The organism is Streptomyces sp. NPDC088387 (assembly GCF_044753385.1).
Lineage (GTDB): Bacteria > Actinomycetota > Actinomycetes > Streptomycetales > Streptomycetaceae > Streptomyces.
Genome location: NZ_JBIVNC010000001.1, coordinates 216216 through 231792 on the forward strand (window position 1 = coordinate 216216; position 15577 = coordinate 231792).

Here is a 15577-nt window from a genome sequence, read left to right on the forward strand (position 1 = left end):
TCTGCGGGTGCTGTGGGGGGACGTCCCGGTGGGACGTCCCCCCGACATCCCGCCCGTACGCCGTTGTACGGGAGGCCTGTGGGGGTCCGTCAGACCATCAGGGCGCGGTCCGTCGGACGGATGGGGGCCGGCAGGTCGCTGGCGCCCGTGAGGAAGCGGTCGACGCCGCGGGCGGCCGAGCGGCCCTCCGCGATCGCCCACACGATGAGGGACTGGCCGCGGCCGGCGTCACCGGCGACGAACACACCGGGGACGTTGGTCTGGTACTCGGCGTCGCGGGCGACGTTGCCCCGCTCGTCGAGGTCCAGGGCGAACTGCTCGACCAGGCCGTTCTCGCGGTCGGTGCCGGTGAAGCCCATGGCGAGGGTGACCAGCTGGGCCGGGATCTTGCGCTCCGAGCCCGGCTTCGGGGTCAGCTTCCCCTCGATGAACTCGACCTCGCTGAGGTGCAGCCACTGGACGTTGCCGTCCTCGTCGCCCTCGAAGTGGGTGGTCGAGACCGAGTAGACGCGCTCGCCGCCCTCCTCGTGCGCGGAGGTGACCTTGTAGAGCATGGGGAAGGTCGGCCACGGGTGGGCGACCTCGTTCCGCTCCTCGCCCGGACGGGGCATGATCTCCAGCTGCGTCACCGAGGCCGCGCCCTGGCGGTGGGCGGTGCCCACGCAGTCGGCGCCGGTGTCGCCGCCGCCGATGACGACGACGTGCTTGCCCTCGGCGGTGATCGGCGGGGAGACGTAGTCGCCCTCCTGGACCTTGTTGGCCAGCGGCAGGTACTCCATCGCCTGGTGGATGCCCTTGAGCTCACGGCCGGGGACCGGCAGATCGCGGGCGGTGGTGGCACCCGCGGCGATGACCACGGCGTCGTAGCGCTTGCGCAGGTCGGTCGCCCTGAGGTCGCGGCCGATCTCGATGCCGGTACGGAAGCGGGTGCCCTCGGCGCGCATCTGCTCGATCCGCCGGTTGATGTGCCGCTTCTCCATCTTGAACTCGGGGATGCCGTACCGCAGCAGCCCGCCGATGCGGTCCGCGCGCTCGTAGACGGCGACGGTGTGGCCGGCCCGGGTGAGCTGCTGGGCGGCGGCGAGACCGGCGGGTCCCGAGCCGATGACCGCGACCGTCTTGCCCGACAGGCGCTCGGGGATCTGCGGGGCGACGTCCCCGGTCTCCCACGCCTTGTCGATGATGGAGACCTCGACGTTCTTGATGGTGACGGCGGGCTGGTTGATGCCGAGCACACACGCCGACTCGCAGGGCGCGGGGCAGAGGCGACCGGTGAACTCCGGGAAGTTGTTGGTCGCGTGCAGCCGCTCGGAGGCGGCGCCCCAGTCCTCGCGGTAGGCGTAGTCGTTCCACTCGGGGATGAGGTTCCCGAGCGGACAGCCGTTGTGACAGAACGGGATGCCGCAGTCCATGCAGCGGCTGGCCTGCTTGCTGATGATCGGCAGCAGGGAGCCGGGGACGTAGACCTCGTTCCAGTCCTTGAGGCGTACGTCGACGGGGCGGGAGGTGGCGACCTCGCGGCCGTGGTTCAGAAAGCCCTTCGGGTCAGCCATTGATCGCCGCCTCCATCATCTTCTCGGTGATCTCGGACTCGGAGAGTCCCGCCTGCTCGGCGGCGTCCTTGGCGGCGAGCACTGCCTTGTACGTACGGGGGATGATCTTGGTGAAGCGCTCCGCCGACGCGTCCCAGTCGGCGAGCAGCTTCTCGGCGACCGTCGAGCCGGTCTCCTCGGCGTGGCGGCGCACCACGTCGTGCAGCCACTGCTTGTCGGCGTCGTCGAGGGCCTGTACGGCGTCCAGGTTGCCGGTGTTGACGTTGTCCGGGTCGAGGTCGATGACGTAGGCGATGCCGCCGGACATGCCGGCCGCGAAGTTGCGGCCGGTCTCGCCGAGGACGACCGCGTGACCGCCGGTCATGTACTCGCAGCCGTGGTCGCCGACGCCCTCGGAGACCACCAGCGCGCCGGAGTTGCGCACGCAGAAGCGTTCGCCCGTACGTCCGCGCAGGAACAGCTCGCCGCCGGTCGCGCCGTAGGCGATGGTGTTGCCCGCGATCGTCGAGTACTCGGCGAGGTGGTCGGCGCCCCGGTCGGGGCGGACGATCACCCGGCCGCCGGAGAGGCCCTTGCCGACGTAGTCGTTGGCGTCGCCCTCCAGGCGCAGCGTGATGCCGCGCGGGACGAAGGCGCCGAAGGACTGGCCGGCGCTGCCGGTGAAGGTGATGTCGACGGTGTCGTCGGGCAGTCCGGCGCCGCCGAACTTCTTGGTCACCTCGTGGCCGAGCATGGTGCCGACCGTGCGGTTGATGTTGCGGATCGCGACCTGGGCGCGGACCGGCTGTGCGTCGGTCGCGCTGTCGGCGGCGAGCGCGTCCGCGGCCAGCTTGATCAGCTCGTTGTCGAGCGCCTTCGCCAGTCCGTGGTCCTGCTCGATCAGCTGGTGGCGTACGGCGCCCTCGGGCAGGTCGGGCACGTGGAACAGCGGCTCCAGGTCCAGGCCCTGTGCCTTCCAGTGGTCGACCGCGCGGGTGACGTCGAGGACCTCGGCGTGGCCGACGGCCTCCTCGATGGTGCGGAAGCCCAGCTCGGCGAGGAGTTCGCGGACCTCTTCGGCGATGAACCGGAAGAAGTTGACGACGTACTCGGCCTTGCCGGAGAAGCGGTCCCGCAGGACCGGGTTCTGGGTCGCGATGCCGACCGGACAGGTGTCCAGGTGACAGACGCGCATCATGACGCAGCCGGAGACGACGAGCGGCGCGGTCGCGAAACCGAACTCCTCGGCGCCGAGCAGCGCGGCGATGACGACGTCGCGGCCGGTCTTCAGCTGGCCGTCGGTCTGGACGACGATCCGGTCGCGCAGGCCGTTGAGCAGCAGGGTCTGCTGCGTCTCGGCGAGCCCCAGCTCCCAGGGTCCGCCGGCGTGCTTCAGCGACGTCAGCGGCGAGGCACCCGTACCACCGTCGTGGCCGGAGATGAGCACCACGTCCGCGTGCGCCTTGGACACACCGGCCGCGACCGTGCCGACGCCGACCTCGGAGACCAGCTTCACGTGGATCCGCGCCTGCGGGTTCGCGTTCTTCAGGTCGTGGATCAGCTGGGCCAGGTCCTCGATGGAGTAGATGTCGTGGTGCGGCGGCGGGGAGATGAGGCCCACGCCCGGCGTCGAGTGCCGGGTCTTCGCCACCCACGGGTACACCTTGTGACCGGGCAGCTGGCCGCCCTCGCCGGGCTTGGCGCCCTGGGCCATCTTGATCTGGATGTCGTCCGCGTTGACCAGGTACTCGCTGGTGACACCGAAGCGGCCGGAGGCGACCTGCTTGATGGAGGAGCGGCGGGCCGGGTCGTACAGCCGGTCCGCGTCCTCGCCGCCCTCACCGGTGTTGGACTTGCCGCCCAGCTGGTTCATGGCGATGGCGAGGGTCTCGTGCGCCTCCTTGGAGATGGAGCCGTACGACATGGCACCGGTGGAGAAGCGCTTGACGATCTCCTCGACCGGCTCGACCTCGTCCAGCGGGATCGGGTCCCGGCCCGAGGTGAGGCCGAACATGCCGCGCAGCGTCATCAGCCGCTCGGACTGCTCGTTCACGCGCTCGGTGTACTTCTTGAAGATGTCGTAGCGCGCGCTGCGGGTGGAGTGCTGGAGGCGGAAGACGGTCTCGGGGTCGAACAGGTGCGGCTCGCCCTCGCGGCGCCACTGGTACTCGCCGCCGATGTCCAGCGCCCGGTGCGCGGGCGCGATGCCGGAGGCGGGGTACGCCTTGGCGTGCCGGGCGGCGACCTCCTTGGCGACGACGTCGATGCCGATGCCGCCGATCTTGGTGGCGGTGCCGTTGAAGTACTGCTCGACGAAGCCCTGGTCGAGACCGACGGCCTCGAAGACCTGGGCGCCGCGGTAGGAGGCGACGGTGGAGATGCCCATCTTGGACATGACCTTGAGGACGCCCTTGCCGAGGGCGTAGATCAGGTTGCGGATGGCCTGCTCGGCCTCCATGCCGGGCAGGAAGGTGCCGGCGCGGACCAGGTCCTCGACGGACTCCATCGCGAGGTACGGGTTGACCGCGGCGGCGCCGTAGCCGATGAGCAGGGCGACGTGGTGGACCTCGCGGACGTCACCGGCCTCGACCAGCAGGCCCACCTGGGTGCGCTGCTTGGTGCGGATGAGGTGGTGGTGAACGGCGGAGGTGAGCAGCAGCGACGGGATCGGCGCGTGCTCGGCGTCGGAGTGCCGGTCCGACAGGACGATGAGCCGCGCGCCGTTCTCTATGGCGGCGTCGGCCTCGGTGCAGATCTCCGCGATACGGGCGGCGAGGGAGTCGCCACCGCCGGAGACCCGGTAGAGGCCGGACAGGGTGGCGGCCTTGAAGCCGGGCATGTCGCCGTCGGCGTTGACGTGGATGAGCTTGGCCAGCTCGTCGTTGTCGATCACCGGGAAGGGCAGCAGGACGGACCGGCAGGCGGCGGCGGTCGGGTCGAGCAGGTTGCCCTGGGGGCCCAGCGACGAGCGCAGGGAGGTGACCAGTTCCTCGCGGATGGCGTCCAGCGGCGGGTTGGTGACCTGGGCGAACAGCTGGGTGAAGTAGTCGAAGAGCAGCCGGGGGCGCTCGGAGAGGGCGGCGATGGGCGAGTCGGTGCCCATGGAGCCGATCGGCTCGGCGCCGGCCTTGGCCATCGGCGCGATCAGAACGCGCAGCTCCTCCTCGGTGTATCCGAAGGTCTGCTGGCGGCGGGTGACCGAGGCGTGGGTGTGGACGATGTGCTCGCGCTCGGGCAGGTCGCCCAGCTCGATCTCGCCGGCTTCGAGCCAGTCCCCGTAGGGGTGCTCGGCGGCGAGTTCGGCCTTGATCTCGTCGTCCTCGATGATCCGGTGCTCGGCGGTGTCGACGAGGAACATCCGGCCGGGCTGGAGGCGGCCCTTGCGGACGACCTTGGCGGGGTCGATGTCGAGGACGCCGACCTCGGAGCCGAGGACGACGAGGCCGTCGTCGGTGACCCAGTAGCGGCCGGGGCGCAGTCCGTTGCGGTCGAGGACCGCGCCGACCTGGGTGCCGTCGGTGAAGGTGACACAGGCCGGGCCGTCCCAGGGCTCCATCATCGTGGCGTGGAACTGGTAGAAGGCGCGGCGGGCCGGGTCCATGGAGTCGTGGTTCTCCCACGCCTCCGGGATCATCATCAGCACGGAGTGCGGCAGCGAACGGCCGCCGAGGTGCAGCAGTTCGAGCACCTCGTCGAAGGAGGCCGAGTCGGAGGCGTCCGGGGTGCAGACCGGGAAGACCCGCTCAAGCGCCTTGCCGTCGGACCCATCGGAACCGAACAGATCGGACACCAGCTGCGACTCACGGGCGCGCATCCAGTTGCGGTTGCCCTTGACGGTGTTGATCTCACCGTTGTGCGCGACGAACCGGTACGGGTGGGCCAGCGGCCACGACGGGAACGTGTTCGTCGAGAAGCGGGAGTGGACGAGCGCGATCGCGGAGGCGAACCGGCGGTCGGACAGGTCCGGGAAGAAGGGCTCCAGCTGGCCGGTGGTCAGCATGCCCTTGTAGACGATGGTCCGCGCGGACAGCGACGGGAAGTAGACGCCCGCCTCGCGTTCGGCGCGCTTGCGCAGCACAAACGCCTTGCGGTCGAGGTCGATGCCGGTGCTGGTGCCGTCGCCCACGAAGATCTGCCGGAAGGCGGGCATGGTCGAGCGGGCGGTGGCGCCGAGCAGTTCGGGGGCGACGGGGACGTCGCGCCAGCCGAGGACGGTCAGGCCCTCGTCGACGGCGAGCGTCTCGATCTGTGAGACGGCCTCGTCCGTGGTGGCGTTCGGCAGGAAGGCGATACCCACGGCGTAGGCACCGGCGGCGGGCAGCTCGAATTCGGCCACCTCGCGGAAGAACGCGTGGGGCACCTGGGAGAGAATGCCGGCGCCGTCGCCCGAGTCGGGCTCGGAGCCGGTGGCACCCCGGTGCTCCAGGTTGCGCAGCACCGTCAGGCCCTGCTCCACCAGCGTGTGGCTCGCCTCGCCGGTGAGGGTGGCCACGAAACCGACGCCGCACGCGTCGTGCTCGTTACGGGGGTCGTACATTCCCTGCGCGGCAGGGCGAGCATCCATGAAGGACCAGTTCTGGCCATTCCCGGAGTGCTGGGACGGCTGGTGCGGCGTACGCATCGGCTCTCCCGTCGTCGTCATCTGGCTGGGGGTTGCCACCAGGCCTTTCGGCGCTGGGGAGGTGCGTAGGGACGACGTTGGCCCTCTGCGAGAGTGCAAAATTTCGTGCAGGTTACATGATGGAACGATTCTCGGGAAGCGGGATAGACCGTTCCAACATGCGGGACGCCACGGGGGTACGCGACATCGGACACCGCGCTCGGCGGCGGAGGTTTGCGGGGGCCGACGTGAACAGATCGATGTCCGTCGGCCCGAGAGAGGAGGGGCGGGCGTCGTCGCCTGCCCCACCGGCACACTGCGGGCTTCATTGCCCACAGTGCTTACGGCTCATGCCCATTGGTTAATCGCTCGAAACCAGCGAGTAACGGCTACCTATGCGGCTCAATGCATATGTTCCAGCCGCGTTACCCTACAGCCGTTCCGAACAGGCTGCCCAGGGCGTATGTCACACCGGCCGCGGCACCCCCCAGCGCGAGCTGCCGCAGACCGCTGAACCACCAGGTCCGCGCGGTCACCCTGGCCACGACGGCACCGCAGCCGAACAGCCCGAGCAGGGCCGCGAGCACGGCCGGCCACAGCACGGTGGCACCGAGCAGATACGGCAGTACGGGCAGCAGCGCGCCGAGCGCGAACGCGCCGAAGCTCGACACGGCGGCCAGCAGCGGCGAGGGCAGCTCGCCGGGATCGATGCCCAGCTCCTCGCGGGCGTGGATCTCCAGCGCCTGCTCGGGATCCTCCGACAGCTGCCGGGCGACCTCGCGGGCGAGCGCCGGCTCGACCCCGCGCCCCACGTAGAGCGCGGCGAGCTCGGCCTCCTCGTCCTTGGGGTGCTTGCGCAGCTCCCGGCGCTCGACGGCCAGCTCGGCCTCGACCAGCTCGCGCTGCGAGGCGACGGAGGTGTACTCACCGGCGGCCATGGAGAAGGCGCCCGCGGTCAGGCCCGCGAGGCCGGTCAGCACGATGGCCTGCTGCCCGGCGGAGCCGCCCGCGACGCCGGTCATCAGGGCGAGGTTGGAGACGAGACCGTCCATGGCACCGAAGACGGCCGGGCGCAGCCAGCCGCCGCTCACATCGCGGTGCGTGTGGTTGTCGCGGTGCGCCTCGTGGAGCGTCGCCTCGGTCTCGATGATGGCCATGCCGGGTCCCCCAGATCGCAAATCTAGACTGATTCCATTTCTTGACTCCGACCAGAGTACGCCCGCGATCATCCGCCCGCCAGCAAGGAAAGGCTGGACTAACCTGCGGCTTTACCTTCTTTGCTCGTTTGTTGATCATGGCGCTCATATGTCGACCGGGTGACGCTGGGGCTCCTGAGGCTGCGTGGCCCGGCGCACCGGGGACAGTTCCGCAAATGGGTTCCCAGAACCCTGAGAGGAGAGGCCGCCATGGCATCCATCGCCTGCGTTCCCTCGGTCCCGGCCCCCGGGAACGCCGCCGAAATCCGTGAGCGGGCGCGCGGCGCACTGCTCGGCCTGGCTGTCGGGGACGCCCTCGGGGCTCCCGCGGAGAACCTGAAGCCCTCCGAGATCCGGGCCCGCTGGGGCCGTATCACCGGCTACGTCGTCGACCGGCCCGCCGGTACCGACGACACCGAGTACGCGATCTTCTCGGGGCTGCTGCTCGCCCGGCACGGCTCCGCGCTCACGCCCGCGCATGCCGAGGCGGCCTGGCACGCCTGGATCGCGGACCGCGCGGAGGGGCCGTTCCGCGGCGCCGGGTTCAGCGAACGGGGCACGCTGGAGAACCTGCGCCGCGGTCTCGCCGCCCCCATCTCCGCCCAGCACCGGCACGCCTGGAGCGACGGACTCGCCATGCGGGCGGCGCCCTTCGGTGTCTTCGCCGCGGGGCGCCCGGCCGAGGCGGCCCGCCTGGTCGCGATCGACGGCTCGGTCAGCCACGAGGGAGAGGGCATCTACGGCGGCCAGGCGGTCGCGGCCGGGGTCGCCGCGGCGATGGGCGGGGCGCCCACCATCGCGGTCGTCGCCGCCGCGCTCGCCGTCGTCCCCGACGACTCCTGGACCGCCCGTTCACTGCGCCGCGCGGTCGCGGTCGCCCACCGCGGCGAACGCGCCGTCCGCTCCGCGGTGGTGATCGGCGGCTACCCCTGGACCGACCTCGCACCCGAGGCGGTCGCCCTGGCCTTCGGCGCGTACGCGGCGGCCGACGGCGACTTCGGGGAGGCGGTGCTCACGGCGGTCAACATGGGCCGCGACGCCGACACCACGGCGGCGGTGGCGGGCGCCCTGGCGGGCGCGACCCGGGGTGTGTCGGCCATCCCGCCCGACTGGGCGGCGGCGATCGGCCCGGCAAGGGGCAGCTGCCTCCCGTCAATGTCCGGCCACCACGTCCTGGACGTGGCGGACCTCCTCACCCCGGACGTGGAAGAAGACCAGAGCCTCAAAGAGGTGGTCGCATGACACCCCCGGCCCCCTGGACCGACTCCCCGACCAACCCCCACGAAAACCACGGCCCAGCGGCCAACGAAAACCACGGACCCGCAGCCGCCGACGGCGGACCCGCCCCACAGGGGCCACCCGCACCCGACATCGAAACCCGCACGGGTGGTGCGGGTGGGAACCCAGGGGCCGAAGGCGAAGCCGAGGCCAGAACCGGGGCCGGGGCCGACACCCACGCCGCCGCCGACCCCGGCAACAGAGTCGAGGGCCTCCTCCTGGGCCTGGCCGCAGGCGACGCCGCCGGCTGGCCGGCCGCCCGCCACAGAGCCACCCGCATGCCCGAGTGGACACGAAGACTCACCCGAGAACTCGACACCTTCGCCGAGCACAACGCCACCACCACCCTCCCCGTCCCCATCGCCCTCAACCAACCCCCCGAGCCCCTCCGCCTGGGCCCCTCCGACGACGCCGAATGGGCGGTCTTCGCCGCGGAGGCGGTCCTGCGCGCCGGCGACGACTCCGTACTCGCCGACCTCAGCCGCGCCCGCCGCATGCGCGCCGCCATCGACCTGACCTGGAACGCCGTCGCGAGCGAGGTCGCCGCCGCCGCGGACCGCGCCCCCGAGGTCGAGTCCGCCGTACTCCCCCTGCGCGCCCGTATCTCCGTACGGGCCGGTCTCGGCAACCTCGCCGCGGGCCTGCGCCCACCCGCCACCGGCCACGACAACCCGCACTACTTCGACGACGCCGCCTGCGTCCGCGCCTGTGTGCTCGCCGTCGCCCACCCCGGCGACCCCCGACTCGCCGCCGAACTGGCCGAGTTCGACGCCCGCTACACCCAGGACGGCGACGGTGTGCACGGCGCCAGAGCGATGGCCGCCGCGCTCTCCCTCGCACTCACCGGCGCCGACGTGGACACCTGCGTACGAGCCGCGCTCGCCGAACTCCCCGAGGCGACCGAGATCGGCCGCAACGCCCGCCACGCACTGGCCCTGGCACGGACGGCGGACGACGCGTTCTCCCTCGTCCCCCTCCTGGAGCACCAGATCGTCGACCACGTCTACAGCTACGGCATCGCCGCCGCCGAGACCGTCCCCGTCGCCCTCGCCCTGTCCACCGCGGCCCGCGGCCGGATCGCCGTCGCCGTACCGGCCGCCGTCTGTCTGTCCCGGCTCGCCGACTCGGCACCCGCGCTGGCCGGCGCGCTCACCGGCGCCCTCGGCGGCGGCGCCGCGATCCCGGCGTCCTGGCGGGACACCTGCCGCACCCTCTCCGGCTGCGCGCTCCCCCGTCTCACCGGCACCGACCTGGTGGAACTCGCCGAACTCCTCGTAGCCGCACAACCGGCCCCCACCGGAGGATGATTCGGGGCATGACGCCCAAAGAATCCAAAGCAGCGGAAACCCATGGAGCCGACCTGGACGAACGGATCACGGAGGCCCTCGTGGGCGCCGCCGTCGGCGACGCCCTCGGCGGCCCCGTCGAGGGCTACAGCCCGGAGCAGATCACCGAACGGCACGGCGGCCGCGTCCACGGCGTCGTCGGCCCCTGGAACGGCGACGCCTGGCGCACGGCCCGCCCCATCGCCCCGTACCACAAGGGCGACGGGCACGTCACCGACGACACCCTGCTGACCCATGCGCTGGTACGGGTCTACGCCCGGGTCCGCGACCACCTCGACGCGTACGCGATCGCCGAGCACCTGGTCCCCGACCTGATGACCACCCCGCGCTGGATCCCGGAGCTGGAGGCCGAGGCGCTTCCGCTGCACCGCGTCTTCCTCGCCGAGAAGTGGCTGGTGGCCCGCCTCCACTACGGCCACATCGACCCCCGCGAGGCGGGTGTCGGCAACATCGTCAACTGCGGTGCCGCGATGTACATGGCACCGGTCGGCCTGGTCAACGCGGCGAACCCGGCGGGCGCGTACACGGAGGCCCTGGAGATCGCGGGCGCCCACCAGTCGTCGTACGGCCGTGAGGCGGCGGGTGTCTTCGCGGCGGCGGTAGCGGCGGCGTGCACCCCGGGCGCGACCCCCGACTCGGTTGTCGCCACCTGTCTCTCCCTGGCGAAGGACGGCACGCGGGCGGCGATCGAGGCGGTGTGCGAGGAGGCGTCCCGGCACCGGGACTTCGAGTCGGCGCTGGCACCGCTACGGGCGGCGGTGACCCCGTACGACACGGTCGGCCCCGACTACCGCTCCCCCTCCCTCGGCGCCCGTCGCCCCTCCCGGCTGCACGCGATCGAGGAACTCCCCGTGGCGCTCGGGATGTTGGTCGTCTCCGGCGGCGACTTCCGCCAGGCGGTCCTGGGCTCGGTGAACTACGGCCGCGACTGCGACTCCATCGCCACGATGGCCGGCGCGATCGCCGGCGCCCTCGGTTCCCCGGTCCCCGGCGACTGGTCGAAGGCCGTCTCCGAGGCGAGCCGCCTCGACCTGTGGGAGCCGGCGCGCACCCTGTGCGAAATCACGGGTGAGATCTTCAAACGGGATGTGCTCCGGCGCCGTACCCACGAGCAGTTGTTCACTGCCATGGGAGGCACCGCATGCTCCGCTTGACCTGGGTCCAGCCGGAAGACCTGATCGGCCACGAACTCCACCAGGCGACCCTGGACGGCCGGGAGCCGTCGAAGATCGCCGACCGCTGGACGGCGGCGGGCGGCCATCCGGCCCCACCCCGGGCCGGCGCGTCCCCCACCCCCGCCTCCCGCTACCTCCGCCTCCTGGCAACGGACCTCCTCGACGAACTCACCGACCTCCCCAGCAAACTGACGGACCACGAACCCACAGACCTGGAGGCAATCAGGCAGAGCTGCGGGCAGTCGTGCCGCTGGGGCGACGGGGGTCCCCCCGCTCGAGCGAAGCCGGGAGTGGGGGAGGGTGGGCGCGGCGGCACCCGGCAAGCGCCGGTAGGCGAAACCCACCGCGCTCGCCTCCACGCAGCCTGGCTGGGCCGAGCCGCCGGATGCCTCCTCGGCAAGCCGGTGGAGAAACTCCCCCTCACCGGCATCCGCCAACTCGCCCGGTCCACCGGCAACTGGCCCCTCACCACGTACTTCACGGCCAAGGGCGTCCCCGAGCCCCTCACGACCGCGTACCCCTGGAACCGCCGCTCCGCCCCCACCTCCCTCGCCGAGAACATCGACGGCATGCCCGAGGACGACGACCTCAACTACCCCCTCCTCAACCTCCTCCTGCTCCAACGCCACGGCAGGGACTTCACCACCACGGACGTCGCCCGCCTCTGGCTCGACGAACTCCCCGCCGGCCGCACCTTCACCGCGGAACGCGTCGCCTACCGCAACCTCCTCTCCGGCATCGAACCCCCGCACACCGCCCGCCACCGCAACCCCTTCCGCGAGTGGATCGGCGCCCTGATCCGCGCCGACGTGCACGGCTGGACCAACCCCGGCGCCCCGGAGGCCGCCGCCGCACAGGCCCACCGCGACGCCGTCCTCACCCACACCGCCAACGGCGTCTACGCGGCGATGTTCACCGCGGCCACCATCGCGACCGCCGCCACCGGCACCGCCGACGTCCACACCGCCCTGCGCACGGGCCTGGCGGTGATCCCACCCCGCTCCCGCCTCGCGGACGCGATCACCCACGCGGTCCGACTCGCCGAGTCCCACGAGGACTTCGACGACGTCGTGGACGCACTCCACGCCCACCACGCCGCCCACCACTGGGTCAGCGCCATCCCCAACACCGCGCTGATCGCCGCCGCGCTCACCCATGCCGACGGCGACTTCTCCGGCGCCATCTGCCGTGCCGTGTCCGGCGGCTGGGACACCGACTCCAACGGCGCCACGACCGGCAGCATCGCCGCCCTGCTGGCCGGTTCCCCGCACGCCCTGCCCGACCGCTGGACCGCCCCGCTGAAGAACCGACTGTCCACCTCCGTCGGCGACTTCAACGGCGTCGGCTTCGACACCCTGGCCGACCTCACCGCCGACCTCACCCACCCGGAGACATCCAGCCCATGACCCATATCGCCGTACTCGGCAGCATCAACATGGACCTCGTCGCCTACGTCGAGAAGGCCCCCCGGCGCGGAGAGACCGTGACGGGCCGGGAGTTCCGTACGATCCCCGGCGGCAAGGGCGCCAACCAGGCGATCGCCGCCGCCCGCGCGGGTGCCAGGGTGTCGATGGTCGGCGCCGTCGGCAACGACGGCTTCGGCACCCAGCTGCGCTCCGCCCTCGAACACTCCGGCGTCGACACGGACCTCCTCCAGACGGTCGACGGCCCGTCCGGCACCGCCCACATCGTGGTGGACGACGAGGGCGGCAACGCGATCGTCGTGATCCCCGGCGCCAACGGCACCGTCGACCATCTCGCCGCGGGCGACGAGGGCCTGATCGCCTCGGCCGACGCGCTGCTGCTCCAGCTGGAGATCCCGCTCACCGCGGTCCTCGGTGGAGCGCGCGCCGCCCGCGCCCACGGTGTCCGTACGATCCTCACCCCGGCCCCGGCGAGACCGCTTCCCGACGAACTCCTCGCCTCCGTCGACCTGTTGGTGCCCAACGAGCACGAGGCCGCAGGGCTCACCGGCCGCACCGACCCCCGCGAGGCGGCGACCGCGCTGCTCGAACATGTCCCGGAGGTCGTCATCACCCTCGGCGCGGCCGGCAGCCTGCACGCCGTCCGCGGCGCCGAACCGGTCACCGTCCCCGCGCCGCGGGTCACCGCCGTCGACTCGACCGGCGCCGGTGACACCTTCGTCGGCGCCCTGGCCGTGGCGCTCACCGAGGGCCGCCCGATGCCGGACGCCCTGCGCTGGGCCGCCGCGGCCGCCGCGCTGTCGGTACAGCGGGAGGGCGCGTCGGCGTCGATGCCGTACCGCACGGAGATCGAGAACCGGTACACGTCATGAACCAGCCCGCTCCCCCGTCCGACGCCCACGCCACTCCCCTCCACGACGCCCACGCCACTCCCCTCTCCGAAACCCACACCGCGAGCCGCACCGCCCCCCTCTCCGGTGTGCGCGTCCTCGATCTCGCCACCCTCTTCGCGGGCCCGCTCGCCGCCACCTTCCTCGGTGACTTCGGCGCCGACGTCGTCAAGGTCGAGCACCCGACCCGACCGGACCCGTCGCGCGGCCACGGCCCGTCGAAGGACGGGGTCGGCCTGTGGTGGAAGTTCCTCGGCCGCAACAAACGGACCATCACCCTCGACCTGTCCAGGCCGGGCGGCCGCCGCACCCTGCTGCGGCTCGCCGAGTCCGCCGACGTGATCGTGGAGAACTTCCGCCCCGGCACCCTGGAGAAGTGGGACCTCGGCTGGTCCGAGCTGTCGGCCGCCAACCCCCGGCTCGTCCTCACCCGGGTCACCGGGTTCGGCCAGTTCGGGCCCTACGCGCACCGGCCCGGCTTCGGCACGCTCGCCGAGGCGATGAGCGGGTTCGCCGCGATCACCGGCGAACCACACGCACCGCCCACCCTCCCGCCGTTCGGCCTCGCCGACTCGATCGCGGGCCTGGCGACGGCATACGCGGTCATGACCGCCCTCGCCGCCCGCGACCGCACCGGCGAGGGCCAGGTCGTCGACATGGCGCTGATCGAGCCGATCCTCACGGTCCTCGGCCCGCACCCCACCTGGTACGACCAGCTGGGCCACGTCCAGGAGCGGACCGGCAACCGCTCCGCGAACAACGCCCCGCGCAACACCTACCGCACCGCCGACGGCAACTGGGTCGCCGTCTCCACCTCCGCGCAGTCGGTCGCCGAGCGCGTGATGCGGCTCGTCGGCAGGCCCGAGCTGATCGACGAACCGTGGTTCGCGACCGGCGCCGACCGGGCCCGGCACACCGACGTCCTCGACGAGGCGGTCGGCTCCTGGATCGCCGCCCGCTCCCGCGCGGACGTGCTGGCCGCGTTCGAGAAGGCGGAGGCCGCCGTCGCCCCGATCCAGGACGTACGGGACGTGATGACCGATCCCCAGTACGCGGCCCTGGACACCATCACCACCGTCGACGACCCGGACCTGGGCCCGCTGCGGATGCAGAACGTGCTCTTCCGGCTGTCGGCCACACCCGGCGCGATCCGCTGGGCCGGCCGTCCGCACGGCGCCGACACCGAGACGGTCCTCACCGAGCTGGGCCTGACCCCGGCGGAGGTCGCGGGACTGCGCGAGGAGGGCGCCCTGTGACCCCGCTGACCTGGCTGTACGCCCCCGGGGACCGTCCGTCGACGGTTGCCAAGGCGCTCGGCTGCGGGGCCGACGTGGTGGTGATCGACCTGGAGGACGCGGTCGCCCCGGACCGCAAGGAGTACGCCCGTGCCGCCACGGCCGATCTGCTCGCGGACCGGCAGCCGGTTCCCGTCCATGTCCGGGTGAACGCCCTGGACGGCCCGTGGGCCGCGCTCGACCTGAAGAGCGTGTCCGCGCTGCCGGGCCTGTCCGGCCTGCGGCTGCCCAAGGTCACCTCCCCCGGCCGGCTCGTCCACGTCGCCGAGACCTCCCCCGGCACCGGTGGCGGCGCACCACCCCTGTACGCCCTCCTGGAATCGGCCCTCGGTATCGAACACGCCTACGCCATCGCCTCCGCCCACCCGGCGGTGCACGGCATCTCGCTGGGCGAGGCCGATCTCCGGGCCGAACTGGGGGTCCGCGACGACCGGGGCCTCGACTGGGCGCGTTCACGGATCGTGCTCGCCGCCCGTGCCGCCGGACTGCCGTCGCCGCCCCAGTCGGTGTATCCGGACACCCGTGACCTGGAGGGTCTGGCCGCCAGCAGCGCCCACGGCCGCGCCCTGGGCTTCCTGGGCCGCGCCGCCATTCATCCGCGTCAGCTGCCGGTCATCGAGCGGGCCTATCTCCCCACCGCCCAGGAGATCGAGCGGGCGGAGACGATCGTCGAGGCGGCCGGCTCGGACGCGGGCGCCCAGGCCCTGGCGAACGGCACCTTCGTGGACGCGGCGGTGGTGGCGGAGGCCCGGCGCACACTGGCCCTGGCCCACCGCGGCTGATCCCGTACGACGACGAGGGCGCCCGGAGAAACTCCGGGCGCCCTCGTCGTCGTCATGAG

Annotated in this window: 10 protein-coding genes; 7 read left to right on the forward strand and 3 right to left on the reverse strand. The window is 72.2% G+C overall.

Annotated elements, in window-relative coordinates; genetic code table 11:
* Positions 1-89: 89 nt before the first annotated feature.
* The 3 genes from ACIQAC_RS00985 to ACIQAC_RS00995 form a co-directional block, all read right to left on the reverse strand.
* Positions 90-1553, reverse strand: coding sequence for a glutamate synthase subunit beta (locus ACIQAC_RS00985; RefSeq protein ID WP_402185803.1), 1464 nt, complete (start codon positions 1551-1553; stop codon positions 90-92).
* Positions 1546-6153 carry a glutamate synthase large subunit gene (gene gltB, locus ACIQAC_RS00990; protein WP_402186920.1) on the reverse strand — a complete coding sequence of 1536 codons (4608 nt, stop codon included), beginning with the start codon at positions 6151-6153 and terminating at the stop codon, positions 1546-1548. The genes ACIQAC_RS00985 and gltB overlap by 8 nt, the downstream gene beginning before the upstream one ends.
* A gap of 404 nt (positions 6154-6557) precedes the next feature.
* Positions 6558-7289 (reverse strand): VIT1/CCC1 transporter family protein, encoded by a 732-nt coding sequence (locus ACIQAC_RS00995; protein WP_402185804.1) that lies wholly within the window; start codon positions 7287-7289, stop codon positions 6558-6560.
* 249 nt (positions 7290-7538) lie between these two features.
* Here ACIQAC_RS00995 and ACIQAC_RS01000 point away from each other — a divergent pair, with 249 nt between their 5' ends.
* From ACIQAC_RS01000 to ACIQAC_RS01030, 7 genes are read left to right on the forward strand one after another with little or no spacing between them, the layout of a single operon-like run.
* Complete coding sequence (locus ACIQAC_RS01000) at positions 7539-8570, forward strand: ADP-ribosylglycohydrolase family protein (RefSeq protein ID WP_402185806.1); 1032 nt, start codon at positions 7539-7541, stop codon at positions 8568-8570.
* A complete protein-coding gene (locus tag ACIQAC_RS01005) occupies positions 8567-9913 on the forward strand; it encodes an ADP-ribosylglycohydrolase family protein (RefSeq protein WP_402185807.1) in 1347 nt (448 codons plus the stop codon). Before ACIQAC_RS01000 ends, ACIQAC_RS01005 begins: the two co-directional genes overlap by 4 nt.
* An 8-nt stretch (positions 9914-9921) precedes the next feature.
* A complete protein-coding gene (locus ACIQAC_RS01010; protein ID WP_402185808.1) occupies positions 9922-11106 on the forward strand; it encodes an ADP-ribosylglycohydrolase family protein in 1185 nt (394 codons plus the stop codon).
* Positions 11094-12533: an ADP-ribosylglycohydrolase family protein gene (locus ACIQAC_RS01015; RefSeq protein ID WP_402185810.1), complete on the forward strand. Its 1440-nt coding sequence runs from the start codon at positions 11094-11096 to the stop codon at positions 12531-12533. Before ACIQAC_RS01010 ends, ACIQAC_RS01015 begins: the two co-directional genes overlap by 13 nt.
* Positions 12530-13423, forward strand: a complete 894-nt coding sequence (gene rbsK, locus ACIQAC_RS01020) for a ribokinase (RefSeq protein WP_402185812.1) — start codon at positions 12530-12532, stop codon at positions 13421-13423. Before ACIQAC_RS01015 ends, rbsK begins: the two co-directional genes overlap by 4 nt.
* Positions 13420-14697, forward strand: a complete 1278-nt coding sequence (locus tag ACIQAC_RS01025) for a CaiB/BaiF CoA transferase family protein (protein ID WP_402185814.1) — start codon at positions 13420-13422, stop codon at positions 14695-14697. Before rbsK ends, ACIQAC_RS01025 begins: the two co-directional genes overlap by 4 nt.
* On the forward strand, positions 14694-15518 hold the full coding sequence (locus ACIQAC_RS01030) for an HpcH/HpaI aldolase/citrate lyase family protein (RefSeq protein WP_402185816.1): 825 nt from the start codon (positions 14694-14696) through the stop codon (positions 15516-15518). The genes ACIQAC_RS01025 and ACIQAC_RS01030 overlap by 4 nt, the downstream gene beginning before the upstream one ends.
* The last annotated feature ends 59 nt before the right edge of the window (positions 15519-15577 follow it).

Bases quoted from the DNA above. Each gene is read 5' to 3' on its own strand.
- ACIQAC_RS00985 (WP_402185803.1), bottom strand. From the start codon at position 1,553: ATGGCTGACCCGAAGGGCTTTCTGAACCACGGCCGCGAGGTCGCCACC.
- gltB (WP_402186920.1), bottom strand. From the start codon at position 6,153: ATGCGTACGCCGCACCAGCCGTCCCAGCACTCCGGGAATGGCCAGAAC.
- ACIQAC_RS00995 (WP_402185804.1), bottom strand. From the start codon at position 7,289: ATGGCCATCATCGAGACCGAGGCGACGCTCCACGAGGCGCACCGCGAC.
- ACIQAC_RS01000 (WP_402185806.1), top strand. From the start codon at position 7,539: ATGGCATCCATCGCCTGCGTTCCCTCGGTCCCGGCCCCCGGGAACGCC.
- ACIQAC_RS01005 (WP_402185807.1), top strand. From the start codon at position 8,567: ATGACACCCCCGGCCCCCTGGACCGACTCCCCGACCAACCCCCACGAA.
- ACIQAC_RS01010 (WP_402185808.1), top strand. From the start codon at position 9,922: ATGACGCCCAAAGAATCCAAAGCAGCGGAAACCCATGGAGCCGACCTG.
- ACIQAC_RS01015 (WP_402185810.1), top strand. From the start codon at position 11,094: ATGCTCCGCTTGACCTGGGTCCAGCCGGAAGACCTGATCGGCCACGAA.
- rbsK (WP_402185812.1), top strand. From the start codon at position 12,530: ATGACCCATATCGCCGTACTCGGCAGCATCAACATGGACCTCGTCGCC.
- ACIQAC_RS01025 (WP_402185814.1), top strand. From the start codon at position 13,420: ATGAACCAGCCCGCTCCCCCGTCCGACGCCCACGCCACTCCCCTCCAC.